General features: G+C 65.0%; 21 protein-coding genes and 2 pseudogenes. 8 read left to right on the top strand and 15 right to left on the bottom strand.

Translation table 11 applies throughout. The features are described from left to right. Positions 1–199: 199 nt before the first annotated feature. Entirely contained in the window at positions 200–406 is a 207-nt protein-coding gene (locus G6N54_RS27605) for a hypothetical protein (protein WP_163793786.1), read from the bottom strand. A gap of 535 nt (positions 407–941) precedes the next feature. Between G6N54_RS27605 and G6N54_RS27610 the strand changes: the two genes are divergently transcribed. Then, positions 942–2,288, top strand: coding sequence for a salicylate synthase (locus tag G6N54_RS27610; RefSeq protein ID WP_163793788.1), 1,347 nt, complete (start codon positions 942–944; stop codon positions 2,286–2,288). Positions 2,289–2,291: 3 nt separating this feature from the next. Here G6N54_RS27610 and G6N54_RS27615 read toward each other — a convergent pair whose 3' ends face one another. The 8 genes and pseudogenes from G6N54_RS27615 to G6N54_RS27650 all read right to left on the bottom strand — a co-directional run bounded on the left by G6N54_RS27615 (position 2,292) and on the right by G6N54_RS27650 (position 9,397). Beyond that, positions 2,292–3,233 (bottom strand): MerR family transcriptional regulator, encoded by a 942-nt coding sequence (locus tag G6N54_RS27615; protein ID WP_163793790.1) that lies wholly within the window; start codon positions 3,231–3,233, stop codon positions 2,292–2,294. 7 nt (positions 3,234–3,240) lie between these two features. Continuing rightward, a complete protein-coding gene (locus G6N54_RS27620) occupies positions 3,241–4,737 on the bottom strand; it encodes a flavin-containing monooxygenase (protein ID WP_372513280.1) in 1,497 nt (498 codons plus the stop codon). Continuing rightward, positions 4,737–5,657: a ferritin-like domain-containing protein gene (locus G6N54_RS27625; protein ID WP_163793793.1), complete on the bottom strand. Its 921-nt coding sequence runs from the start codon at positions 5,655–5,657 to the stop codon at positions 4,737–4,739. The genes G6N54_RS27620 and G6N54_RS27625 overlap by 1 nt, the downstream gene beginning before the upstream one ends. Before the next feature lie 24 nt (positions 5,658–5,681). Next, positions 5,682–6,551, bottom strand: coding sequence for an SDR family NAD(P)-dependent oxidoreductase (locus G6N54_RS27630; protein WP_163793795.1), 870 nt, complete (start codon positions 6,549–6,551; stop codon positions 5,682–5,684). 2 nt (positions 6,552–6,553) lie between these two features. Continuing rightward, positions 6,554–7,564 (bottom strand): alpha/beta hydrolase, encoded by a 1,011-nt coding sequence (locus tag G6N54_RS27635; protein ID WP_372513279.1) that lies wholly within the window; start codon positions 7,562–7,564, stop codon positions 6,554–6,556. A gap of 114 nt (positions 7,565–7,678) precedes the next feature. Further along, complete coding sequence (locus G6N54_RS27640; RefSeq protein ID WP_163793799.1) at positions 7,679–8,194, bottom strand: SCO family protein; 516 nt, start codon at positions 8,192–8,194, stop codon at positions 7,679–7,681. Positions 8,195–8,202: 8 nt separating this feature from the next. Further along, complete coding sequence (locus G6N54_RS27645) at positions 8,203–8,655, bottom strand: nitroreductase family deazaflavin-dependent oxidoreductase (protein ID WP_163793801.1); 453 nt, start codon at positions 8,653–8,655, stop codon at positions 8,203–8,205. A gap of 194 nt (positions 8,656–8,849) precedes the next feature. Continuing rightward, positions 8,850–9,397, bottom strand: a pseudogene (locus G6N54_RS27650) (PPE family protein). 120 nt (positions 9,398–9,517) lie between these two features. Here G6N54_RS27650 and G6N54_RS27660 point away from each other — a divergent pair. Beyond that, complete coding sequence (locus G6N54_RS27660; protein WP_163795043.1) at positions 9,518–10,456, top strand: LysR family transcriptional regulator; 939 nt, start codon at positions 9,518–9,520, stop codon at positions 10,454–10,456. On the opposite strand, the gene G6N54_RS27665 is transcribed toward G6N54_RS27660, so the two are convergent. From G6N54_RS27665 to G6N54_RS27675, 3 genes are all read right to left on the bottom strand, one after another. Further along, positions 10,443–11,522 (bottom strand): NAD(P)/FAD-dependent oxidoreductase, encoded by a 1,080-nt coding sequence (locus G6N54_RS27665; protein ID WP_163795045.1) that lies wholly within the window; start codon positions 11,520–11,522, stop codon positions 10,443–10,445. The genes G6N54_RS27660 and G6N54_RS27665 overlap by 14 nt on opposite strands. A gap of 165 nt (positions 11,523–11,687) precedes the next feature. Then, complete coding sequence (locus G6N54_RS27670; RefSeq protein WP_163793807.1) at positions 11,688–12,770, bottom strand: GGDEF domain-containing protein; 1,083 nt, start codon at positions 12,768–12,770, stop codon at positions 11,688–11,690. A gap of 167 nt (positions 12,771–12,937) precedes the next feature. Continuing rightward, a complete protein-coding gene (locus G6N54_RS27675) occupies positions 12,938–13,498 on the bottom strand; it encodes a DUF732 domain-containing protein (RefSeq protein ID WP_163793809.1) in 561 nt (186 codons plus the stop codon). 169 nt (positions 13,499–13,667) lie between these two features. On the opposite strand from G6N54_RS27675, the gene G6N54_RS27680 reads away from it, so the two are divergent. After that, the gene (locus G6N54_RS27680; protein ID WP_269475873.1) at positions 13,668–14,486 is read left to right on the top strand and encodes a 3-hydroxybutyrate dehydrogenase; all 819 of its coding nucleotides are present in this window, start codon (positions 13,668–13,670) and stop codon (positions 14,484–14,486) included. 12 nt (positions 14,487–14,498) lie between these two features. Here the strand turns inward: G6N54_RS27680 and G6N54_RS27685 are convergent. From G6N54_RS27685 to G6N54_RS27695, 3 genes and pseudogenes are all read right to left on the bottom strand, one after another. After that, a pseudogene (locus G6N54_RS27685) lies at positions 14,499–17,332 on the bottom strand (MMPL/RND family transporter). Next, positions 17,329–17,727, bottom strand: coding sequence for an MmpS family transport accessory protein (locus G6N54_RS27690; RefSeq protein ID WP_163793811.1), 399 nt, complete (start codon positions 17,725–17,727; stop codon positions 17,329–17,331). Before G6N54_RS27690 ends, G6N54_RS27685 begins: the two are co-directional and overlap by 4 nt. A gap of 349 nt (positions 17,728–18,076) precedes the next feature. Next, positions 18,077–18,502, bottom strand: coding sequence for a hypothetical protein (locus tag G6N54_RS27695; protein WP_163793813.1), 426 nt, complete (start codon positions 18,500–18,502; stop codon positions 18,077–18,079). A gap of 213 nt (positions 18,503–18,715) precedes the next feature. On the opposite strand from G6N54_RS27695, the gene G6N54_RS27700 reads away from it, so the two are divergent. The 5 genes from G6N54_RS27700 (at position 18,716) to mbtD (ending at position 25,969) form a co-directional block, all read left to right on the top strand. Continuing rightward, on the top strand, positions 18,716–20,164 hold the full coding sequence (locus tag G6N54_RS27700; RefSeq protein ID WP_163793815.1) for an FAD-dependent oxidoreductase: 1,449 nt from the start codon (positions 18,716–18,718) through the stop codon (positions 20,162–20,164). Positions 20,165–20,604: 440 nt separating this feature from the next. Further along, the gene (locus G6N54_RS27705) at positions 20,605–20,844 is read left to right on the top strand and encodes a hypothetical protein (protein ID WP_163793817.1); all 240 of its coding nucleotides are present in this window, start codon (positions 20,605–20,607) and stop codon (positions 20,842–20,844) included. Then, positions 20,831–21,595 (top strand): thioesterase II family protein, encoded by a 765-nt coding sequence (locus G6N54_RS27710; RefSeq protein WP_163793819.1) that lies wholly within the window; start codon positions 20,831–20,833, stop codon positions 21,593–21,595. The genes G6N54_RS27705 and G6N54_RS27710 overlap by 14 nt, the downstream gene beginning before the upstream one ends. Continuing rightward, positions 21,588–22,907, top strand: coding sequence for a beta-ketoacyl [acyl carrier protein] synthase domain-containing protein (locus tag G6N54_RS27715; RefSeq protein ID WP_163793821.1), 1,320 nt, complete (start codon positions 21,588–21,590; stop codon positions 22,905–22,907). Before G6N54_RS27710 ends, G6N54_RS27715 begins: the two co-directional genes overlap by 8 nt. Continuing rightward, positions 22,907–25,969 carry a mycobactin polyketide synthase MbtD gene (mbtD, locus tag G6N54_RS27720; protein ID WP_163793823.1) on the top strand — a complete coding sequence of 1,021 codons (3,063 nt, stop codon included), beginning with the start codon at positions 22,907–22,909 and terminating at the stop codon, positions 25,967–25,969. Before G6N54_RS27715 ends, mbtD begins: the two co-directional genes overlap by 1 nt. The last annotated feature ends 1 nt before the right edge of the window (position 25,970 follow it).

Raw genomic sequence — 25,970 nt, forward strand, 5'->3', positions numbered from 1 at the left:
AAAAATTTAGCTCCGCTGCTGCCGATCCGCCACTCGGATCTGAGCCGAAATGTGGATGGCGTTCCAAGCCGCGTCGAAATGCCGGCGCCTTACAAAACCCGTGGTCACAGCGATGCTGGTAGGACCAGGTGAGGTGCGGCTAGCGTGAATCTGGTGTGAGTTCGCTGTGCATTTACTGTCAGGATTAGCGTGTCGACGCTCAACCGGAAATTAGCGAGGGTCTGACCCCGGCGCCTCGTTTGCGGTGCGTCACCGAAAGCCATGCGGACGGCGAGTAATGCGTCGTAATTTCTTCGAATCCATCGACCCGCGAAACCGTAAGCACGCCGGTTTCTTGATTAATTTCGAGTTCGTCGCCCTCGGATGCGTGGACTTCCTCACCGTTGGCGAGCCTGATCACGAACATGACGTTCCTCTCCGTCGATGGGAGCTAATCGCGATCGGGCATTTGCTGGGTCATTTCCCGCCCGGCCGGGATTAAGCCTCCGTTACGTTTTCTGTCAGCGGCCAACGGGGCGTCCGGCACGCGGCGCGCGGCCCTCAGGCGCACGCGGGTGCTTCGAATCCTTTTGGGGTCCACCCGAACTCCCCCTTCTGCGCGCCGATCGGCTTGGTAAGCCCCCGATGCAGACGGCGCCGGAGGAAGTGATGGTACGGGGAACACAGACATGGTAGCCCGTTCCTATGCACTTGGCAGCTGAACGAGAGGCAAACGTTTAGGCTCCGCGACTCCGCCGCGGCGCTCGCCGCACCGACCCTGACGCGATAGCATTCATCGCCACTGCCTGCCGAAACGTGCGATGAGTGAAAGCCGCGCGGCGAACTGCCCGGATCCGGTGCGGGGGTGATGCCGGATTAATTCCGAGCGAGTTCTGACTGAGTGCGGCGGCTTGAGAGACCCGACTTTATGAGGCGGGTATGTTAGGTTAGCCTTACCAATTGTGACAGAAGCTAGCGTCGAGACAAATTCGGTCGGTGCGGCGTTCCCGCTGATTCCCATGCCGGCCCGCGTCGACCCCGCGGATCTGGCCGCCGAGTTGGCAGCGGCGCTGCATGAGCGGGTCGGCGAGCAGTATTTGCTCTACGAGCACACCGGCCAATGGGTGCTGGCCGGCGGGGTCGAGGCGATGATCGAGCTGGACAGCGACGAATTGCGCGTTATCCGTGACGGCAAGACGCTGCGACAACAGTGGTCCGGGCGCCCCGGATCGATTCTCGGTGCGGCGATTGACGCGCTGCTGGAAGAAACAGACCAGGTTTTCGGATGGATCGCATTCGAATTCGGCGTCTACAAATACGGGCTGCAGCAGCGGCTGGCTCCGGGCACGCCGCTGGCCAGGCTGTTCTGGCCGAGCTCGCGGATTGTGGTGAGTCAGGACGGCATCTCGCTTTCCTCGGACGCGCATCGCGAAGTGGTTCTCGAATTGTTGCGCGGGGGCGTGCCCGACCTGCGGGAAACCCGCGGGATCGATATCTTCGCCGACGGATCGAAGTACCGCGATCGGGTAAATACGGCGATCGGCGAGATCGCGGCCGGACAGTACGACAAGGTGATTCTTTCCCGTTCCGTGGAAGTGCCTTTCGCGCTGGACTTTCCGTCCACCTATCGGTTGGGCCGTCGGCACAACACGCCGGTGAGGTCGTTTCTGCTGCAGCTGGGCGGAATCCGGGCGCTGGGCTACAGCCCCGAGCTCGTCACGGCCGTCCGCCGGGACGGCGAGGTGATCACCGAGCCGTTGGCCGGCACCCGCGCGCTCGGTCGCGGACCGGCGAACGACCGTCAAGCTCGCGACGACCTGGAGTCGAATTCGAAAGAGATTGTCGAGCATGCCATCTCGTTGCGTACCTCGCTGCAGGAGATGATTGAGATCGCCGAACCCGGAACGGCGGTCGTCACCGATTTCATGACCGTGCGGGAGCGGGGGAGTGTGCAACACCTGGGCTCCACCGTCGCCGGGCGTTTGGATGCGTCCAGCGACCGGATGGACGCATTGGAGGCGCTGTTCCCGGCGGTCACCGCCTCGGGCATCCCGAAGGGCGCGGGCGTCGAGGCCATCATGCGTCTCGACGAAGGGCCGCGCGGGCTCTATTCCGGTGCGGTGGTGATCGTCTCGGCCGACGGAGCTCTGGATGCCGCACTGACGTTGCGGGCGGCCTACGAATCCCCCGGAAAGACGTGGCTGCGGGCCGGCGCTGGGATCATCGAAGAGTCGTTGGCCGAGCGGGAATTCGAGGAGACCTGCGAGAAGCTGTCCACGCTGGCGCCGTATCTGATTGCGCGCCAGTAGCTCTCAGTTGGCTGTTCGCCGGCGCGCCGCCAACTCGTCGAGCGGTGTGTCGGCTCCGGCTTCCGGCGAGCGTTCGAGGTAGTCGGCGAGGATGCGGCTGGCCAACGACTCGATGTTCGATTCGATCGAGGATGCCAGCGTGGCGGTGACGGTGGCGACCGCCTGAGTCCGGAACCGAACCAGCATCGTGATTAACTCGGCGATCTCGGCATCCGCCGGCAGCGCGTGGCCCGCCTTGATCTTGTCGAGGACGTGTTCGGCGCCGGCGCGCACCAGCAGGTCGCTGATCTTGTCGATCTCCGGAACGATCTGCTCGTGCAGGTCTACGAGCTTTTCCAACTCGACACCGTAGCCTCGGATCTCGTTGAACGCCTCGATCAGTTTGGGCCGGGTAACGGTGGCTTGCTCGCCGTCCACCCGGATCACCTGCAAGGCGACCAGCCGGTCGAACGCGGTCGGGTCGTCGACGAGCCGCTGGGCATCGCCGAGCGGCATGGTTTGCGGCTTCTCGGTGGTCCAGCTGCCCATGATGGCCGTCTCCAGGCCTAGTACATCGCCGAGGCTCTTGCCTTCCTCCCACGCGCCGAGCATTTCCCGTACGTGTGCGATGTTGTAGCCGCGATCGAGCATCGAGGTGATCAGCCGCAGCCGGGTCAGATGGGTGTCGTTGAACAGGGCGATGCGGCCGACCCGCATCGGCGGCGGCATCAGCCCCCGATCGCGGTAAACCCGGATGTTGCGGGTGGTGGTGCCGGCCAGCCGGGCCAGGTCGTCGATCCGGTACTCCCCGGAAGTCCCGTGCGGATGGCGCGCGGCCGCGTCGAAGAGTTGAGCGACCGCCGTCTCGATGAAGTCCCGCGATTGGCGGCGAACGCGTTTCGGTGCCCGTCGCACGTTGTACAGGACGCTGGCGATGGTGCCGGGCTCCGGGCGGTTCTGTGCCATCTCGGCCTCAGACGGTGGAGGCGATGCGCGCCGTGGCCCGGCGCGCCACCGCCTGGTAGTCCGCGTAGCGGAAATCGTTCATCTGGCGAAGATACTGCGTCGCAAAACCCGGGTACATCGAGCCGTTGAACCCGTCCTTGGTCAGATACCAACTGCGGCACCCCGACATCCAGGTCGTCTTGGTGAGCCGGCGCTGGATGTCCTCGTTGTGGCGTAGTTGGACGTCTTCGCGCACGTCGAGATAGCGCAGGTCGTCGTCGAGGATGGTGCGGATGCCGCGCACCGCGTAATCGAGCTGGCCCTCGATGTAGACCAGCAGCGAGTTGTGACCCGGCCCGGAGTTGGGGCCGGTCATGAAGAACAAGTTCGGAAAGCCGTGCGCGTTGATGCTCTTGTAAGCCTGTGCGCCGTCGGCCCATTCGTGGGCCAGCGAGCGTCCGCCGAGACCGGTCACGGCGAACGGTGGGCCAGTGAGGTGCACGTCGTAGCCGGTGGCGAACACGATCGCGTCGAGGTGGTGTTCGATGCCGTCGCTGGTGCGGATGCCGACCGGGCTCAGCGTCGCGATGGCCCACGAGATCAGTTTGCAGTTGTCGCGCTGTAGCGCGGGGTAGTAGTCGCTGGAGACCAGCATCCGCTTGCAGCCGGGGGCGAAATCGGGCGTCAGTTGCCGGCGCAACCACGGGTCGGAGACCGTGGCGCGCAGATGGGCCTGGCCGAGACGCGCGACCAGCGAGGTGAGCGGCGTATTCCACACCAGTGCCGTGGCACTGGCTTCGTGGCCCCAGAACAGCACCTGCCGGGCAAGTTGTTGGACGGCTGGAACTTTGGCGAACAGGGTCTGCACCGCGGTTGGGGTCGCCACGTCCAGACGGGGCAGCACCCAACCGGGAGTACGTTGGAACACCCTGACGAACCCGGCCTGCTTGACCAATTCGGGAATGATCTGGATGGCGCTGGCGCCGGTTCCGATCACGGCGACGCGCTTGCCCGCGAAGTCGTAGTCGTGATCCCAGCGGGCGCTGTGGATCTTGTGTCCGCGGTAGCTGTCCAGGCCGGGGATGTTCGGGAAGCAGACATCCGAAAGGGGGCCTGACGCCAGCACGACGGTGCGGGCCCGAAAACGCTTGCGGTTCTTGGTCTTGGCCGTCCACAACCCGGCCTCCTCGTCGAAGCTCATGCCGACGACCTCGTGCTTGAACCGGATATGGCGACGGATGTCGAATTTCGTCGCCATGTCTTCGAGGTGACGGCAGATCTCCGGGGCGGGCGAGTAGGTTCGCGACCACGTCGGATTCTTCACGAAGGAGTACGAGTACAGCAGCGACGGGACATCACAGCTGGCCCCCGGATAGGTGGTGTCGCGCCACGTGCCGCCCACCCGGTCGGCGCGCTCCAGTATGACGATGTCGGTAATCCCGGCCTCGGCCAACCGAATTGCGGCACCGAGTCCGGTGAAGCCGGCTCCGACGATCAGGGTTGCGTAGATGTGGTCTGCCACGATCACGCCGCCGGGTCGTGGGTGAGTTCCTTCGACCAGCTCGGCGCCGGTCGCAGCAGTGGCTTGGGATAGAAATCCGACAGCCACACCATGGAATTGGCCAGTAGTTGATAGGGGTGTCGCGGGTTGACCACCCACATGCCGTGCCGCTTGAGCAGCTTATAGGTGGGCACTCGGCGGGCGTGCTCGCCGCGGTCGCCCAGTTGCTTGAAGCGGTTGACCGCGTTGAACAACCGTTCGCTGTCCATGCCCATGCCGGCCATCTCGTTGCGGACGCGGTTGAGCAGTGGCACGTACATGATCATCCCGAGGATCAGGCCGGGCGAGGCGAAGCGGCCGACGAAGTCGATGGCCAGCCGCCGCGCTTTAGCTTGGCCGATCATCTCCAGCACTTCGAAATCGACCGCGATGTGCCGGGATTCGTCATTGTTGATTTTCTCGAAGACCTGGTGACAGACGGGGTCCTCCACGGACTCGAGCAGGAACTTCAGCAACGCGCCGTCGAGGGCCACCTCCAGCATCGGAATGACCGTGCCCAGCACCGACAGCGGCATGTCGTCGGCGAAGGTGTCCAGCCACTCGATGGCCAGCTTGATGTTGACGTTGGGCTTGGGGATCTCGCCGTCGTCGAGCATGCCCCAGCGCTTCATCAGCGCCAACTCCGCATTGGCATGGCGCTGCTCCTCCGCGTGGAAGTACCGGTAGATTTCGGCGATCGTCGGGGTAGGCGCCTTCTTGGCCAGCGCCGCAAATCCGCGGGCGCCGATGTTCTCGATCCAGCACAGGTCGGCCATGAAGGCCTTGAGCTTGGGCCGGAATTCGGGCCGAATGGTGTCGGCACCCGGTGCGTCCCAGTCGATATCGGCGAGTGCCCACTGCCGATCCTTGATCTTGGCGAGCATGGCTTCCATGTCGATGGCCACTTCTGGCTCCCTTCCCCTTGTCTGTCAGTGCATGTTTGCGCGGGATACCAGGCCGACCGCTCGGGTATAGGCCTGTGGGGCAATATGTTTGATGTTCCAACCGACCTTGGCGTCGAGTTGTGGCATGCTGTAGAGCTCGCCGCGGTCATGAGCATCCAGGCAGATCCGCGCCACCTTCTGCGCCGAGAACCCGTTCCAGCGCATCAGTTTGTTGGCGAGATCGCTGGATTCCTCGGTGATGCGGCCTGATGCGACGATGTTGGTCTTGACGAACGTCGGGCATAGGACGGTGACCCGGATTCCGGTGCCGGACAGCTCGGCGGCCAGTGTTTCGGACAGCGAAAGCACGCCGGCCTTGCTGACGTTGTAGGCGGCCATGCCGGGAGCGGCACCGAACGCCGCCGCCGAGGCGACATTGATGATGCCCCTTGGGGCATGCCCGGATTCACAAGGCCCGGCCGCGCGCAGGATCGGGGTGAACACGTGGCAGCTGTGTATCGGACCCCACAGGTTGACGCCCAGGGTCCACACCCAATCATCCAGGGGCACATCGCCGATGGCCGCGCCGCCGGCACCGACGCCGGCGTTGTTGATGACCAGCGTGGGTGCGGACCCGAAGAAGGTCTGTGCCGCTTCGGCCAGCGCGCTGACGTCGTCGATCCGCGAGACGTCGCAGCGCATCGCCATCGCCTTCGCGCTCAGCCCGGCGATCGTATCGGCGGTCTCTTGCGCGGCGGCTTCGTCAATGTCGCTGCAGACCACCGCGCCGCCGCGGCGGCCCAGCTCGACCGCGAACGCGGCGCCGATCCCGCTGCCGGCCCCGGTCACCACCGCCAACGCGCTGTTGCTGGTGGTCTTGGACGAGCGGAGCAGGTTGCCCAGTGGTCCGAGCATCGTCAGCCCGCCTCGTCGGCCAGGACGCGCGCATCCTGCAACGCGTGAGCGATGAACCGTACGACGTAGGCCATGGCCTTGGCGGCTTCGGGTGTCATCCGCGGAAGTGCTTGGAACACATGGACTTGGTGCGGCCACACTTGCAGCTCGCAGCGGCCGTCGGCCGCCTTGATGTCCGCGGCCAGCTGCCGTGCGTCGTCCTGCAGTATTTCGGCCCCGCCGGCCTGAACAAGCGTCGGGGGCAGCGTCGGTCCGCCGGCGACGTCGAGCGTCAACCGGGGGTGGGTGAGGTCGACACCCGGGTGATAGAGCGCGACCAGGCGGACCGCGTCGGCCACCCGGATGGCGGGATCGGGGCGAATCTTCTCGCGGGCGAGCGAGCGCGCGAACGTCATGTCGATCAGCGGCGAGAACAGCACCAGGGCGGCCGGAGATTGCGCCGCGACCTCGGGTTGCAACAGCATATCGACCGTCAGGTGGCCGCCCGCCGAATCACCGGCGATCACAATCTGTTTCGCCGGTACGCCACACGTTTGTACCAGCCAATCCCAGCCCGCCCGAACATCGTCGGCGGCGGTCGGGAAGTGATGGCGCGGCGCCAGCCGGTAGTCGATGCTGAACACCGGCAGCCCGGTGAGCGACGACAGCCACGATGTCAACCGCCGGTGGGTCTTTGGTGAACACACGGCGTAACCGCTGCCGTGCACGTAGTAGATGGCTTCGGTGACGGTCGACGAGCGGGGGGTCTCGCTCGTTGGGGTGCGGGGGCCGTACACCCATTCGCCCTTGACCCGGCGGCCGTCGGGCAACCTCGTGTCGACCTGTTGGGCGCGGGTTCCTGTCAGCGAGGGGCCGAAGGTGGCCATGACCCGCGCGATCATCCGACGTGACAACCAGATTCCCCATGCCCGTTCGGGCGGCACCAGTCCGCTGAACGGCCGCAAGGTGTACGCACTCACCGCTGCCGCTGCCGCGCCGCGAGACCGCAGCGACCCGCGGGCCGGGACGACCATGTCCGCCATGCCAGGTAGTCAACCGCAAATGGTGACATTCGCCAATGGCAGCTTTGCGGAGTCGGCGGGCGCCTGTAGACGCGGTTGGTCGGAGTAGGGGGGGTCGGGGTGCGCTCAGTCGACGATCGAGGACAGAGCCGTGGTGAGGTCTTCTTCCTCGACAGCATCGGTGAAGTGGGTCAGATAGGTGCCGTCGGGTCCGAGGACGTAGGTGAACGCCGAATGTGGCATCCGGTAGCCGCCGGGTTCGTCATGGTCGGAGACCTCGGTGGAAAAGACCCGAAACGTTCTCTTCGCCCACTCGATCTGCTGCGGCGATCCGGTGAGACCCGTGAAGCGCGGATGTGCCTCTGCCAGAAACTCTTTCATCACCGCGGGAGTGTCGCGCTGCGGGTCCACCGTCAGGTACAGCGGCTGGATGCGCTCGGCTCGTGGACCCAGCCGATCGAGCACCGCCGAGAGCCGGGCCAGAGCCCGGGGGCATACCGCCTTGCAGTGCGTGAAACCGAAAAAGATCACGACATACTTGCCGCGGTAGGTCCGTCCGTTGACTTGGTGTCCATTGTCATCGACCAAGTCGAAGGTGCCGCGAACGTGGTGAGCGGCAACCTTGGGCAAGGGCGTATTCATCGGAGGATCTAGCCGCGGCGCTGCAGCGTGAACACCGGGATGGTGCGCGTGGTCTTCGCTTGGTAGTCACCGAAATACGGTGCGACGGACACAATCTCGCCGAACAGCCGATCGCGCTCGTCACCCTCGGCTTCCCGGGCCGTGGCCGGGAACGACTCGGTGCCCACCTCCACGCGGACTTCCGGAGTAGCGCGCAAGTTGTGCACCCAGGCGGGGTCTTTGGGCGCACCGCCACGGGAGCCGGCGACCACCATGGCGCCATCGATCGTGAAATATGCCAACGCCGTTAGGCGCGAAAGACCCGACTTGGCGCCGGTCGTGGTCAGCAACAACACCCCGATGTCTTCGAAGACGCCACCGACGTTGCCGTCGTTTTCCCGAAACTCCTGGATGATCTGGTCGTTGAACGTCTGCAGCGCCACCGTATCGGTGCGGAATCGTTCAGGATCAAACTCTTGCATCCTCTCGAAAGTAGAGCGGTTGGTGCCGGGTGGGGGACTGCCGACCGTCAAGACAACGATTGTTGTCCCGACGGTGGGCAGTTGGGACGCACCGTCACGTCGCGTCAGTGCGTCCTTCGTCAGTGCGACGAGGAGGGACGATCACACCACTTGAGACCAGGGATGACCAGGGCCGAGAGATGCCTGCGGCGGCGTCAGTCTGGGCTTCGGGCAATCATGGTCGCGTTGGTCTCTTGGTTTGGGGGCGTGAACGGAGCCACTGTCGACGCCGCCCCGGATGCGGCCGCGTAGCCATCCATCGCCGTCACATCCTGTCCCCACATCTGTGCGTAGTCGGCCTCCGTCGTGGCGATCGCCGTGCCGTTCTGGCCGAGGAAGTTGGTGGCGACCAACGCCTGCAGGAAGCTGCGATTGGCCGGATCCGCTGCCGGAGGCACCGTCATTGCGAACGTTGTTTCAAAGGCCGCCGTTGTCTCTTGCGCCTTGGCTGCGGTGAGGTCTACGGTTGCGGCCGACGTCGCCGTCCACTCCGCATACTTTCCAACTGCGGCGGTTGCCGCCGCCGCATCCCATCCCAAGACGAATCTGTGAGCTCAGACATCGCCGACTGACAAAAACACGCCATCGAATACAAGTCCTCGGCCAGGTTGCCCCAGGCTGTCGCGGCGGCTCTCATCGGTGCCGAGCCCGGGCCGGCATATATTCGCGCGGAATTGATTTCCGGTGCGAGCGCGAAATCCATTGCGAGAATTCGTTGTCAGCGCAGGTCGGTTCATGCCATCGATATTGCGCGCTACAAGTCCGCGGCAGTAAAGGTTCCACTGTTGTGGACTCACAATGTGCGTTTGTGATTGGATTGATTATGGTCCTCAGCCCTCGCATGCCGGAACTGTCGGCGTTTGAAGTCTTTCTCGCGGTCGCCAAGACAGGCAGCCTTGGCGCCGCGGCTCGAGAACTTGGCTTGACGCAGCAGGCGGTTTCGGCGCGAATCTCGTCGATCGAATCGCAAACCGGTGTGCGGCTTGCAATTCGAAGTGTTCGCGGCACCGACCTGACCTCGGCGGGGGTTGTTGTCGCGGAATGGGCTCAGCGGTTGATCGATGTTGCGTATCACGTCGATGCTGGATTGGCATCGCTGCGAACCGAAAGTCGTCAGAAGATAAAAGTGGTCGCGAGCTTGACCATTGCCGAGCAGCTGATGCCTCGCTGGCTGGTGTTAATGCACGCGGAGGCGTCCCGTCGTGGCCAATCCCCACCGGAAGTAATTCTTACCGCCACCAACAGCGAGCACGCAATTTCAGAAGTCCGCAACGGGACCGCAGACCTCGGATTCATCGAAAGCCCAGGCGTGCCAAAGGCGCTCCGTAGTCGCGTTGTCGCGCAGGACGAACTCGTCGTCATCGTGTCGCCCGACCACAAGTGGGCTCGTCGCTCGAGAATCCTAAGTGCGCGTGAACTTTGCGACACGCCGCTTGTTGCGCGAGAGCCGGGGTCGGGTACCCGCGATTGGCTAACCGGTGCGCTGCGCGAAGTTCTCGGTGACGGGGTGGAACAGGCAATCCCGATGCTGGAGTTGTCGTCGGCGGCGGCGGTGCGCGGAGCCGTCGTTGCCGGTGCCGGGCCCGCTGTGATGAGCAGGCTTGCCGTGGCCGACGATCTTGCCGTCGGACGACTACGCGCCGTCGAAGTGCCGGAGCTTCGCTTGCGTCGTCAGCTGAGAGCCATATGGATTGGCGGACGCACTCCGCCCGCTGGGGCCATCCGAGATCTGCTGAACCACATCAGTACTAACGCAGTGTGAGTGCTACGCCGTCAGCGAGACGACTCGCGTCCTGCTGGCAGCTCATCCACAGCGGCAAGACGTCGTTCAGTCGCTGCATGAACTTTGCCAGGCCAATCCGATAATGCCCAGATTCCAGCCGGTCGATCCGGTACTCGGGGAATGCGATTCCCACACCGAACAGCCCAGGGGCCAGAATGCCATTCGCGGTGTCGCATTCTAGCGATCCCCACTGTGGCGTTTCCGGGAGCCGCCTGCGTTGGAATCCGACCGTGTAGACAACGTGGTCGCACGCGCGAAGCCGCTCTTGAAACTCCGGACTCAGCACGGAGTGCCTTTCCAGGCGTTCCGGGCATCTGCCGTCGATGTTCTCGCGGGCCCAACGAGCGGCCTGCCCTTTGAGGCCGGTGCCGTCGAATAGTATCCAACCTTTAACGGAGACCGCGTATTTGAGTGGACTACGGTAGAAGTTGACGATATTTTTCACCGGTGTCCCCAAGAGGTTTGGCAACACGACCATCGTCGAGTGAGAAGATCCGAAGACGGCGACTGTGGCGCCTTCGAGGGAGAGACGTTCGAGCTTGTCTGGATCGAGCGCCGTTTCGATCGGAATCTCCTCCAACTCGGGGTATGACAGCTTCTTGGGAACCGCGCCAACCGCGAGGATCACGTTTTTCGAGGTGATTTCGTCACGGTTGGTCTTCACGGTCCACCGGTTGTCGTGTAGTGAAAGCTCCACTGCGATGTCTCGGTAGCTGCACACCTGCTCACGGAGGTGTTTGGTGATCCACACCAGGGGATCGGCGACTAGCCCGAGCGGGCATGTTCGATGTGGTTCGATGCTGCTCAGTTCGAAGGCAGGCGCATCCGCAAAGCGAAACGAGGGCGAGGCCGTCAAGAACTCGAGAAACTGCGCGACTGTAGTGTTGCCGGGCACTGCGCGCCATTTGCCGCCGAAGTCGCCCGCCGCGAAATCGGGATCGAGCCAAGCGATTTCCTCGGCCGCTACGCCGCAGTCGAGCAACTTGGCAACCGCGGCGATGCCCGCGGGCCCTGCTCCGATCACCGTCCAGTTGTACATAGTCATTTCGGGTCTCCCGGGTAGAAGGGAATTCGATGCGCTGGGTCGGATCACGATCGGCATGAACGAAAGCCTGCACTCCAACACTCACTTCGATGGTTCACCGAGCGTGCCCGCGCGAGTAGGGATGCCGTCCTTGTTGGATCACAAGCGGAGCTTGTGGGTCCCCGGTTACTCCGGCCGATAGCGATAGGTCGACGTCCGGATCTGATTCCCGCCGGCGCGTTTGGCCTCGTACATCGCGGCGTCGGCGGCCTCGACGAGGCTTTCGATGATGCGCCGGCCGGGATCTTCGATAACCATCGGCAGACGCGTGCTGCTGATGCCCAAGCTGGCGGTCACGTACCAGGGGGTGGCAGCAATCGCCACTCGCATGGCTTCGGCGGTCTCGAGCGCTTCCGGTAATCCGATGCTCTCGGCGACCAGAAATTCCTCGCCGCCGACGCGGGCGATCACCGCCTTGCCGTCACGGATTTGGCGGAGGTTGTCGGCGACGGCCACCAAGATCCGGTCTCCAGTGCCGTGACCGTAGGTGTCGTTGATGCGCTTGAAATTGTCGAGATCGATCATCAATACGCTTACGCAATGCGGGCGCTCTCCGTCGGTGAGCAGTCTGGGCGCCGTCCGATAAAAGCCCCGGCGGTTGCGCAGGCCGGTGAGCGGATCGGTCGAGGACTTCAGGGCGTCCACGGACAGCCAATGCACGAGTACCTGTCCGCAGAACGGCACGGCCAGAATCCCCGCGCCGAGCACCAGCCAGTCGGCGGCCGCGATCAATGCGTCGCCGTTCGCGGCGATCCGGGCGGCGCAGATTGCCGCGGCGCCCGACGCGGTGCCGAGGATAAATACCAATAAGCGAGCGGAGTGGAAGAACGCGACATAGCCGGCCAGGCCACCGAATGCCGCGCACCCGAGCATTCCGTTGCGCGGGTCGTTCTGCAGGACGCAGATCGCGGCGATGCTCAGGGCCCCGACCGCCGCAAAGCTCTGAGATTGAACACGCGTCGGCCAGCGCAGCAGGTATACCAGGGCGAATCCGGCGAGGACGACTACGGCCGCCACCGCGATCGCGCGCTGCGCGGGTGCGTGGGGGCCCGACGGGCTGCTGAGCATCAGCACCGCGGCGGCCGCCAGGGTGGTCAGGATGGCCACGAGTAGAAAGCGGACGAACAGCTTCAGCCCACGCCCGGCGAGGTAGTCCGACAACCAGTCGTAGTGGTCGGGCTGTCGCCACCACGCGCTGATCCACCCCATGTACCGACGCCCCCCGCCCCGGTGACGTCAGGAAACGACGCTACCGACCAAACCTCCGGTCGCATGTTACTTAGCAGTAGCGCAGGTGCACGGTGGTTCGCGCAAAAGCGGGCCGGAAGCCGGGCCGCCCGATGGGAACTGATCGGCCCGGATAACGGGTTTTGCTCCTAGCGGCCCGGCAGCGCGAACGGCGTCGGCGCAGCGGGGCCCGCCCCTGGCAGCGGGAACGGATTGATGCCGGCACCTGGCAGCGGGAACGGCATGGCGCCGGGAAGTTGCATCGGGAACGGCATCTTGCCGTTGGCCAGCGATGTCATTACGCCCGGGCATTCCATCTGAATCGCCATGCTGGCGACCATTCCGGCCATATTCGGCGGAAGACCTTTGATCAGACCCAACTGCGATGTTACCGACGCAAGGGTCGCTCCCGGCTTGACCAGCGCCGGGCAGATCGACTGGCCGATCCCCGCAAGACTGTTGGTCAGCGAGCCGTTGGTGCCGTTTCCCATACCGTTCAGCGCAGCGGTGACGGGGTCGGGGGACGGGTCGGCCTGCGCGAGAGCGGGCAAGGCCGCCCCGGCGGTGAGTATGCCCGCCGCGACCGCGAGCGGACGGATCGCCGCCGCAGCCGCACTGATGAAATCTGCCCATACCGTCGGTTGGCGATCCCCTGAGGAGCGACGAGCCGTCTGCGGAGTCCATGGGCGGTATAGCATCAGTGCGGTCATATTGCTCCTAGGTGATTGCGAACGCGCACAGCGGCGCACTGCCTAGAACTTCGGTAACAATCCGCAAGCTGTTACAAAACGAATCGATATACCGCTGCCCCGCTGGTGGGGCGGGGTGCGGAGTCTGGTGGGGTGGGGTGCGGAATCGCCCCGACGGATAGTCAATCCGGTGTCGCCGAGATCCGCCAAGAAGGGAAAATCGCCGATGGTCCGCGGAAAGTCCGTCGTCGTAACGGGTTCCACGTCTGGTATCGGTCTTGCCGTCGCGCGGACCTTCGCCGCGGAGGGAGCGAACGTCACCCTCAATGGCTTCGGCGACCCGGACGCCATCGAGCAGCTACGGCGCGATATCGAGGAGACTTTCGGGACGACGGCGGCCTACTCGGGTGCCGACGTGACCAAGCCGGTCGAGATCGCCGAGATGATCGCCGAGGCCGAAGAGACCTTCGGATCGGTCGATGTCCTCGTCAACAATGCCGGCGTCCAGTTCGTGGCGAAGCTGGAGGACTTTCCGGTCGAGAAGTGGGACGCGGTGATCGCGACGAATTTGTCGGCCGTTTTCCACACGTCTCGGTGCGCACTGCCCGGGATGAAACGCCGCGGCTGGGGCCGAATCATCAACATCGCCTCAGCGCACGGCCTTGTCGCAAGCGCCGAGAAGTCGGCCTACGTCGCAGCCAAGCACGGCGTCGTCGGACTGACCAAGGTAGCGGCGATCGAAACCGCCGACCACGGCATCACCTGCAACGCAATCTGTCCCGGGTGGGTCATGACACCTCTGATAGCGCAGCAAATCGAAACGTTCGCCGCCGCGACGGGAAAGTCCTTTGACGAGGCCAAGCAGGAATTCGTCGCCGAAAAGCAGCCGATGGCCCGGTTCACCCGCCCGGAAGACGTTGGCGCACTAGCGGTTTTCCTGTCCGGCGACGCGGCCGCCACCATAACCGGCGCGAGCTACTCCATCGACGGTGGGTGGACCGCCCAATAATGCCCAGTGCGGCTACGTGGTTTGTGGCTGCGGCAGCGGACGGCTACGCACCAGCGTCGGCCACCAGAACCACGGCCCGAGGATCCGTAGGATCGCCGGCACCACGAACGACCGCACGATCAGCGTGTCCAGCAGCAGGCCGATGCACACGGTGGAACCCACCTGACCGATCGTTCGCAGATCGCTTGTCAGCATTGCCAGCATCGTGAAGGCGAACACCAACCCCGCCGACGTGACCACGCCACCCGTGCTGCCGAGCGCGCGGATCAGACCGGTGTGAATTCCGGCGTGCAGCTCCTCTTTGACGCGAAGGATCAACAGCAGGTTGTAGTCCGAACCCACCGCCACCAAGATGATGAACGTCAGCGGCAATATCAACCAGTGCAAAGGCAGACCGATCAGATGCTGCCACACGAGTATGGAAAGCCCGAACGCGCCGGCGTAAGAGAAGGCCACCGTGAGGGGAATGACCAAGGCGGCCATCAGACTTCGCGTCAGGAATAACATGATCAAGAAGATCAGCACGAAGGCGGCGATCGCCACGATCAGCAGATCGGACGCGGCGTATTGCTTGATGTCCTTGTTGGTCGCTCCCGAACCGCCGATATAAACCTTGGAGCCAGCCAGCGAGGTCTCTTTGAGCGCCACGGTTATTGCGGTGGGGAACTGTTCGACGTGCTGCACACCTTCGGGCCCGTTGGCGTCTCCCTCATGGGTGACGATGATGCGGGCCGCCTTGCCGTCCGGTGACATCAGCAGCTGCATACCGGTTTTGACGTCCTCGTTGTCGAAACCCTCGTGTGGGATATAGAAGAAGTCATCGCTGCGGGCTTGGTCGAAGTCGAGGCCCACATTGATCTGGTCGTCGAATGTCTGGTCGGTCTGAGTGGACTGCAGCGACGACTGACCGTAGGTGCTGACCAGAAGACTGGCCAACGCCTCCGAGTCGTCGGCGGTGAGTTTCAGCTGCGTGATGATTTGCGGCAAGGTCTTGTCGATTACCTCGAGCGAGGCTACGGCGTCCTTGATGTCGTCGGCCATCTTGTCGAGGCCGTCGATCGACTCGAACAGCGACCTGAATGCGTAACAAACCGGAATATCGAAACAGTGCTTCTCCCAATAGAAATAGCTGCGCATCGGCCGGAAGAAGTCTTCGAGGTTCGCAAGGTTCGACCTCAACTCGTCGGTGACCTGTTGCATGTCCACCATCGTGAGGACCGTCTTGTGCATCTCGTCCGACATCGTCTGGAAGAAGGTGATCTCCTTGCGCAAGACCGCGACGGTATGGTTCGTAATCTCCGCTTGCTCTTGGGTATTGGCGTTTTGTTGCTGGGTGAACGGGAGCTGTTGGCCACTGCCGCTGCCTTGGGTGGTGAACAGGTAGGGGATGGTGGCGTGTTCCAACGCTCGTCCCATCGGCCTGGTGATGCTTTGCACCATCGCGACGCCGGGAAGACGTTCGAGAGCCTTGGCCGCGCGGTCCAACGAGATGAAGTCGCCCGAATTGCGTAGGTCATGATCCGACTCGATCATCAGCATCTCGGAAAACAGCTTGCTCTTCGGGAAGTGCCGATCTGCCGCCTGGAAACCAAGATTGGCGGGGGAATCGTGCGGCTGATACTGACGGTCGTCGTAGTTCTGCCGGTACGTCGGGACGAAGATCGCTCCGAGCATGACGGCAGCGGTGCTGGCCACCAGGATGGGCACCGGCCACCGCACCACGCTGGTCCCGATCCGTCGGTACAGATGCGCCTTGGCTTTGCTTTTCGGGTCGAAGAGCCCGAACAGGCTGCCCACGGTCAGAAATGCCGGGCCAAGCGTCAGCGCCGCCGCGATCGTGAACAGCATGCTGATCGCAACGGCTGGCCCCATCGTGTGGAAGTAGTTGAGACGCGCGAAAGTCAGGCAGTAACACGCTCCGGCGATCGTCAGGCCCGAGCCGAGGATGACGGGCGTGACGCTCTTGTATGCGGTGTAGAACGCCTGCTCCCTGCCTTCGCCGTCATGTCGTGCCTCGTGGTAGCGGCCTATCAAGAAGATGCCGTAGTCCGTGCCCGCTCCCAGGGTCAGCGCGACGACGATGTTCACCGCGAAGGACGAAAGCTCGATGTACCCGAGATGCCCGAGGGTTGCGATGACCCCCTTCGCGACCAGCATCTCGAACAGGACTCCGGCCAACGGCACGAAGAGGGTGACGATGGAGCGGTACACCAGTAGCAGCATCGCGATGATGAGAAAGATCGTCACGATCGTGATGTTGTTCAGGCTGGAATTCGCAATCCCCACCGTGTCCGAGGCGAGCGGGGCCGCCCCGCTGACATAGACCTTGAGCCCGGGTGGGGGCGTGTCCTTCGCGACGATATCCCGAACGGCCGCAACGGATTCGTTCGCTTGCATTTGGCCGATGTCACCGGCGAGACGCAACAGCACATACGCGCACTTGCCGTCGAGGCTCTGTGCCCCCGCGGCGGTGATCGGCTTGCCCCACAGATCCATCACGTACTGCACATGCTTGGGGTCTTGCTTGAACCGGCGCATCAAATCGTTGTAGTACTGGTGATCTGCGTCGCCCAGCGGCCGATTGGCTTCCAGCACGATCATGGCCAAGCTGGTCGAATTCGACTCCTGGAACTTCGCACCGATGGACAACAACGCCCGCTGCGATGCGCGTAGTGAGGAACCACCGGCCCCGCGAGCTCCTCGGCGACCCGCTCGACCTGAGGCATGAAGGTATTCGTCGACACGGCCAGCAGGGCCCAGAAGACGATGATCGGTATCGCGAAGATGCGGACCATTCGGGGGATGAAGGGTCGCTTCACCGGAGGCTGCGACCGATGCTCGCTCATGCGGACTTCACCAGGCAAAAGACGTGAGCGTCTTGATGGGCATCGGACTGTTCAGCGCGGACAACGCCATTCACCCGCAGCCGGCACCCGACTTGGCCACCATGGACCTGCGCCGAGATGCTGCCGGACACCACGGTGAGGGTGGTCGACTCGGTGTGCGACCACGGCAAAGTCGTCAGATCGACCCGGTGCGGATGTCCGTTGACGTCCACCCAGACGAGCATCCCGCCTTCCCCGACCGAGCCGAACAGCTCATACGTGACCCGTTTGATGCTGAACTCCGGTGGGGCCGCGGGCTGGTTGACGGTGATCACGGGTGGGGGATCGGAGAATTCGTGCACCTTCCACATGGCCACCCCGCCGACAGTGAGTGCGATGACGGCAACCAATGGCATCCAGACTCGCGCCAAGACGGTCCTGCCGACCGAACGAGGGCTCGCTCGATCACCTCTTCGAATTCCGGCTCAGACCTTGCGCGCCCATTCCACCCTTGCCCTCACGCCACCCGGATAGTAGACGATCATGTACCTAACGCGACGACTGATCGTCAAGAGTAGCGGCTTTTCGCGAAAACGAGAACACAATGACCACGGACGTTGCCATCCGCCGCATCTCGCGGCAACATCAACAGGCCAAATCAAACCCACGGCGGCTCGAAACGGCCCGACCAGGCCTTTGCTGATCATGTTGTCGGCGTGACGAAATCCGACGTCGAGCGGATATGGCTAACGGCCTCGCCGTTGCTCAAGGCAGTTGCCGCAGGCGCCTTTTCAACCTCACGCTGCGGAGAATCTGAGTCGTGAAGTTCATGGAGGCAAGCATCGGGAACACCCCGAGGAATGTCCGCTCCGACGGCGTCGCCCCATGCAAGTGGTACAGGCTGCCGAACACGTAGAAGCAACCGATCGAGAATAATGCGCCGGGGATGTAGAACGTCATCACGGAGCTGCGGACACCGATGATTTGCTTCGCGTACTCCAGCTCATCCGGCGACAGGGGTTCGCGTTTACGCACCTTCTGAGTGACCGTTCTGGCGATTCCGATTTCGTCGCCGATCGCAGTAGGCGTCAGGTCCCCCAGGCGTTTGATGTATACGGCAGCAAACGTGGCGAATACCAAGGCCAGGGCAAAGGCGACGACGGCCAGCAGTCCATACAGTCCCTGCGCCATTGCTCGCTCCTTCGCTTTTGCTCAGCCCCTTGTGGACGCGATCGATCACTAGCGTAAGCCCGATCCGGCGCCACGGGGAATCCCGCTGCCAGCGTTCGGTCAGGTGCGGGTAACGGTTCGGGCTCGTTTCGGTTATGCCGCCGCACGTCGGGCACTGTCGCGGATCCCGAGGTTTAACAATGCGGGACATGACGCAATCGCGGGAGTCCGACGATGGCGCGTGAGATCTCGCGGCAGACGTTCCTGCGCGGCGCCGCCGGGGCGCTAGCGGCCGGGGCGGTGTTCGGCACCGGCCGGCTCGGTTCCGCGCCGGCTACCGCAGCACCGAATGCCACTGGCTGGGAAGGTCTTTCGTCCGCCCTCGGTGGCAAGGTGCTGCTCCCCGACAGTGCGCAATTCAGCGCGGCCAAGCAGGTTTTCAACACCAATTACAACGGCTTGACCCCGGCGGCGATCGTCACTCCGACCTCGGCGGCCGATGTACAGAAGGCGATGGCGTTCGCCGCGGCCAATCACCTCAAAGTCGCTCCCCGCAGCGGCGGGCACTCCTACATCGGTGCGTCAACGGCCAACGGCGCCATGGTGTTTGACCTGCGCCAGCTGCCCGGGGGTGCCAATTACGACGCCGCCACCGGGCAAGTGACGGTGACACCGGCGACGACTCTGTACTCGATGCACGAGACGCTGGCCGGTGCCGGCCGCGGAGTGCCGACAGGCACCTGCCCGTCGGTGGGCGCCGCGGGACACGCGCTGGGCGGCGGGATGGGTGCCGATTCCCGGCATGCCGGGCTGCTCTGCGACCAACTGACCTCGGCGCAGGTGGTGCTGCCCGGCGGGCAGGCCGTCACCGCGTCCGCCAATAGCAACCCAGACCTGTTCTGGGCGCTGCGCGGCGGTGGGGGCGGCAACTTCGGGGTGACCACCTCGCTGACCTTCAACACGTTCCCCACCCGCGACCTCGACGCCGTCAACCTCGATTTCCCGGCGCAGGCGTTCGCGCAGGTGCTGGTCGGTTGGGCCAACTGGCTGCGCACCGCCGACCGCAACAGCTGGGCACTGGCGGACAGCACCACCGACGGATTCGGCACCCACTGCCGCATTCTCGCGACCTGCCCGGCCGGGTCGGGACCGAGCGTGGCGAACGCGATCGTTTCCGCCGTCGGCCTGCAACCGTCCGGGACCGACACCCACACGTTCAACCGCATGGACATGGTCAGATATCTGGCCGTCAACAACCTGAACCCGCAGCCGCTCGGCTACGTCGGCGGGTCCGATGTGTTTCAGAGCCTCACCCCGGCCGCCGCCCAGGGAATCGCCGCCGCGGTCAGCGCTTTTCCGCGCGGTGCGGGCCGCATGCTGGCAATCATGCACGCCCTCGACGGTGCGCTGGCCACCGTCGCCCCGGGTGCCACCGCGTATCCGTGGCGCCAGCAGGCCGCGCTGGTGCAGTGGTACGTCGAGACCGGCGACGCGGCGGCGGCGACCAACTGGCTGAGCACCGCACACCAGGCGGTGCGACCGTATTCGGTCGGCGGCTACGTCAACTACATCGAGGCCAACCAGCCGCCGGCGCGCTACTTCGGCCAAAACCTGTCCCGGCTGTCGGCCGTGCGACAGAAGTTCGACCCGGGCCGGGTCATGTTCTCGGGGCTGAGCGGCTAGCCGCTCCGCGCCGCTAGCCGCCTCGCGCCGTTCTGGCGTGGAGTGTGCACGAAGGTCGGCGCCTGCACTCAGGGCGTGACTTCACACTCCAAGCCTTGGGCCGGCGCGTGATGCGGCCGAACATGCTGTGCACGCGCGATTCGACATTTGCCATCCCGATTTGCCATCCCGCGCCCGCTCGCCGGGTTCACGAGCTGGCGGGCGTGAGCCTCCGGCACAGTCGCTTCGTCTGCCCGCCGCCAGCGGGCAGACGGGTGTGCAATCGCTGGCCGCAGGACGGTTCGGGAGGCCGGGGAACGACGTAAACCCCTGCCACGGGCTGCGCTGTGTCCGGGATCACCGGGGTTCCTTAACGGGGGCTTGGTAGCAACGGCGCAGGGAGAGAGGATAGGGTAGCCAAAAAATTAGGGCAGCCTGTGCTAATTCAGGGAGGATTCGTGGTGCGTGCCCCCGCGGGCTCGGAGGACATCCGTGCGGAGGTAGCCGAACTGGTCGGCATCGGTGTTGGCGCTGTTCAGCCAGCTGACAGCCTGACGTGTCAGGACCTGACCTCCGTCCGGACGTTGTCGCTGGCCGACCGGTCAGGGCTGGTAGCCGCAGGCTCCGCCGCCGCCGCCGGCGGGGCGGACGTCAGTAGCAACGTCGCCCGGGCCCTCAGTGAGCACCATGACATTCCGTGATCTGATCAGCATGCCGTCCACCTTCCCGTCCTGGATCAAGCTCGTGCCGGGCCGCAGCGAGAAATCGACCGTGGGCGCCACAGTGGTGTTTCCGCACGCAGGAGCGGCCGCCGCGAGCTACCGGGTGCTGGCCGCCGCGCTGGCCGCGGGTGGCGACACGTACATCGTGCAGTACCCGCAGCGCGCCGACCGGCTGGCCGAGCCCGCCCACGAGACGGTGCACGACCTTGCCCTCGGACTCTTTGAGGCCGGGCCTTGGCGCAGCGTCGCACCCTTGCGGTTGTTCGGGCACAGCATGGGCGCCGTCGTGGCGTTCGAGTTTGCCCGGGTGGCCGAAGAGCGCGACGTCGACGTGCAGAAGCTGTGGGCTTCCGCGGGTCCGCCGCCGTGCGTCGTCGCCGAGATGCCGGAGCTGCCGACCAGTGACGACGAAGTGCTGGCCGAACTCGCCGACCTGGGCGGCACGGATCCCGAGCTGCTTGCCGACGAGGAATTTTCCGAGCTGCTGACCACCGCGATGCGCACCGATTACCAGGCCTTCAACCGCTACGACCCCAGTCCCGACATCCGGGTCGGTACCGACATCCACGTCCTGGGTGGCCACGACGATCACCGCATCGCGATCGATGTGCTGCGGCGCTGGGAACGGCACACCGCCGGGTCCTTCGAGCTGTCGCTGTACGACGGCGGGCACTTCTACGTCTACGACCACGTCGACGCGATCGCCGCACGGGTGAACGCCGATGTCTGAGCGCGGGTTAGAACCCATCGATATCGACCCCATCGTGATCGTCGGGATGGCCGTCGAAGCACCCGGCGGCATCGACACCGCCGACAGCTACTGGGACATGCTGGCACACGGTCGCGAAGCGCTAGGCCCGTTTCCGGCCGACCGCGGCTGGTCGGTCGCCGACCTGCTCGCCGGATCGCGTCGCAGTGGATTCAAACAGATCCACGACCGCGGTGGATTCCTCAGCGGGGCAGCAACATTCGACCCGGAATTCTTCGGCATCTCGCCGCGCGAGGCGATCGCGATGGACCCACAGCAGCGGGTGACGCTGCGGGTGTCTTGGCGCGCGCTGGAGAACAGCGGCATCAATCCCGACGACCTTGCCGGCCACGATGTGGGGTGCTTTGTCGGCGCGTCCATGACCGGCTACGGGCCCGAGATGGCCGAGTTCTCCCGCCACAGTGGCCATCTGCTCGCCGGGACGGCGCTGAGCGTGATCTCGGGCCGGGTCGCGTACACGCTGGGCTTGACCGGTCCGGCGCTCACCCTCGACTCCTCGTGCGCGTCGGCGCTGGTGGCCTTCCACGTTGCGGTGCGCGCCCTGCGCGACGGCGACTGCGACCTGGCGCTGGCCGGTGGGGTCAATGTGCTGGGCTCGCCGGGTTTCTTTGTCGAGTTCTCCAAGCAGCATGCGCTCTCCGATGACGGTTACTGCCGTCCGTACAGCGCGCAGGCCAGCGGCACGGTGTGGGCCGAGGGATCGGCAATGTTTGTGCTGCAACGCAAATCGGCCGCGCTGCGGGCCGACCGGCAGATCATCGCCGAAGTCCGTGCCACCGCCGTCAACCAGGACGGCCGCAGCGCGGGCCTGTCCGCCCCCAGCGAGGAGGCGCAGGTCCGGCTGTTCCGCCGCGCGATCACCCAAGCCGGGATCACGCCCGAGGAAGTCGGGATGATCGAGGGGCACGGCACCGGTACCCGGCTCGGCGACCGCACCGAATTACGTTCGCTGGCAGAAACATACGGCGACACCGAACCCGGCTCCGGAGCGCTGCTGGGTTCGGTGAAATCCAACGTCGGCCACTCGTTGGCCGCCGCCGGCGCGCTCGGCCTGGCCAAGGTTCTCGTCTCGGCCGCACATGGCGCCATCCCCGCCACCCCGCACGCCACCGAGGCCAGCCCCGAAATCGACTGGGAAGGACAGGGTTTACGCCTAGCGCAGACTCTGACGCCCTGGCCGGTGATCGCCGGCCGACGGACGGCCGTGGCGTCGGCATTTGGGATCGCGGGCACCAACGCACATCTGATCGTCTCCATGCCTGAGGTGGCGTAGTGCTCGATCGTGTGTTGCCCGACGGCCGTGTGCCGGTGCTGTTCAGCTCGCACGACAAGGAGCTGATCCGCCGAGATGCGGCGGCCATCCTGGACTATCTGGACCGCACCGGTAACGCCGCACCGGATGTGGCTGCGGCGATCGCGTCGACCCTGCTGCGGCTGCGGCGAGTGCGACGTCACCGCGCGGTGCTACGCGCGGGCGATCGCACCGAACTCCTCGACGGCCTGACCGCGCTCGCCGGCGACGAAGAGCACCCCCTGATCACTTGGTCCGCTAAAACCTCGACGCCGCGGATCGCGTTCGTTCTTCCCGGCCAGGGCAACCAATGGCAGGGGATGGGCGCCGACGCTTACCGGCGGCTGCCGGCCTATCGGGAGACCGCGGACGAGTGCGGAGCGGCGTTCGTCGCGGCCGGGCTGCCCTCACCGCTGCCGTACCTGACCGACGAGCTGGAGCAGAACTGGTCGCGGACCCAGATCCAGGGAGCGCAGTTCACGCACGCGGTCAGCCTGGCCGCGGCGTGGCGAAACCACGGGGTGGTTCCCGAGGTCGCCATCGGGCACAGCCTCGGCGAGGTGGCGGCGTCGTATGTGGCCGCCACCATCACGCTGCCGGACGCGGTCAGGTTGGTCGGTGCGCGCGCGACCGTCGTCGACCGGCTGACCGGACGGTACGCGATGGTGGTGCTCGGAGTGGGCGTCGAAGAGGCGGAGTCGCTGCTGGCCGATGCACCGGGTTGGCTGGAAGTGTCGGCGGTCAACGGGCCGTCGTCGACCGTGGTGTCCGGTGACCACGACGCGGTCGCCGCCGCGGTGCAACTGGCCGAGCGCCGGGGCATCTTCAATCATCAACTGTCGGTAGACTATCCGGGCCATACCAGTGCGCTGCGGCCGTTGCGCACGCCGCTGATCGAGCTGGTACCCGATTCGGTCTTTCGGCGCGGGGACGCGCGGTTCGTCGGCTCCACGTTCGGTACCGAGGTGGAACTCGACACCGACTTCTCCGAGTATTGGTATGAGAATCTCTGTGGCACGGTGCAATTCGATCGCGCCGTGCGGCACGCGCAGAAACTCGGGGTCGACACGTTCGTCGAGCTGTCCGCTCACCCGTCGCTGCTGTATCCGCTCGCCGACATCGTCGACGAGGAGTCGGCCGTGATCGTCGGGTCGGGGCACCGCGACAAATCCATCACTGACTCGCTGTCTGCGAACATCGCCGCCGTCGCGGCCGCCGACCCGGGTAGCCGGTGGGCCAACGCGATTCCGAACGGGATCCAGCCGCCGCTGCCGCGGTTCCCGAACGCGCCGATGCGGGCGGTGCATCTGTGGGCGACACCGGAACCGCTGACCGACACGGTCGCGGTTCCCGTGCTGACCGCCGCCGTCGAGGACTGGCGGCAGGTCACGTCACCGACCGCCTCCGGCGCAACCGGTTGTGCCATCGGCTTTTTCGGCGAGACCGCCGCGAGTGACCTGACCCGGCAACTGATCGACACCGTTGCCGCCCTCAACGGTTGCTGGGCGGTCCCGCTGCACGAGGCCGAAGTCGTCGTGGTCATCGCCCCGGAACTCCACGAGCTGGATGCGCTGGCGGCGATTGACCAGATCGCCGGCCGGGCCGACGCGGGTTTACCCGACTACGCCGCGATCATCGGACCACGCTGCCGCGCCGTCTGGTTGCTCACCGTGGGCGCCGAACAGGTCGATCGCGATGAACCGGACGTCTCACCGGCACAGGCCGCGCTGGCCGCGATGCACCGCAGCGTCGGTTTCGAATTCCCGGACCAGGCCTTCGGGCACCTGGACCTGCCCGGCCGCGACGTCGACGCCCCGACCGCGCTCGCGGCCGTCGACGTGTTGATCGGTGACGGAGCCGAGATCGCGTTGCGGGGCACCGAATTGCCGCGACGCTATGTCCGGACGTTCCGTGAATGCGGCGGATCGGCGACCAGCCGGCCACTGGATGCCGCCGCGCTGGACAATGTGGTGATCACCGGTGGTAGCGGCGCGATCGGCCTGCAATACGCACGGTACTGCATCGAGCACGGGGCGCGCACCGTTATCCTGTTGAGCCGCAACGGTGTTGACCCGGACGCGTTGGCGCGGCTGTCGGAGAATTCCGACGCGGTGGTCCACGCCCCGCTGTGCGACATCACCGATCCCGCCGCGGTGTCCGCCGTCGCCTTCGAATATGGCGGCCCCGGTGCGTCATTGCTGATCCACACCGCCGGCATCGCCAAAGCGCTGCTGCGCGAGGAACTCACCGGCACGGATGTGGCCGAGGTATGTGACGCGAAGGTTCGCGGACTGGTGGTGCTGGCCGAAGCCTGGCCGACGCAACCCGACTGCCGGATTCTGGCCTGCTCGTCGGTGTTCGGCGTCTGGGGCGGCTACCACCACGCGGCGTACGCGGCCTCCAACCGGATGCTCGACGTCCTGGCCGCCCAGTTGCGGGCCCGCGGCCGGGATTGCGTGGCGATCCGGTGGGGACTGTGGCAGGCCGCCGGTGTGGTGGGGGCCAACGAGATCACCCGCACCGAGCGTTCCGGTCTGATAGCGATGGACCCCGAACTGGCGATCGAAGCTAGCCTGTACGGTTACGACGGTGATCCTCTGATTTTCGACGCGGAATTCGACAGGCTCGCGGTCTTCTTCGAAAGCCAGGGAATGCCAACGCCATTCACCGGATCCGGCAGCGGCGAAAGCTCCGAGCGTGACAACGGCTCTGCTGCGAAACCGCTCGCCGAGGTGGTGCGTGCCGAACTGGCCGCGACCTTGCACTTGGGTGATTCGTCTTCGATTGACCCGAGTGCCTCTCTGATCGACCTTGGTGTGGACTCGTTGCTGGCGCTGGATCTGCGCAAACGCCTACGCCGGACGGTGGGGAGCTCGGTTCCGGTGGCCCGCATGCTCGGCGGGATCACCGTGCACGAATTGATCACTGCCTTGAGCGCGGGCGGGGCCGGCGGGCCCAAGGCGCCGCCGAGGTTAGGAGCCGGCGCCGCTGGAATCGGGCCGCAACACACGACGCTCCCGATGCTAGAAAGGTTGGACTCCTAGC

Origin of the sequence: Mycobacterium stomatepiae (assembly GCF_010731715.1) — a bacterium.
Classification (GTDB): domain Bacteria; phylum Actinomycetota; class Actinomycetes; order Mycobacteriales; family Mycobacteriaceae; genus Mycobacterium; species Mycobacterium stomatepiae.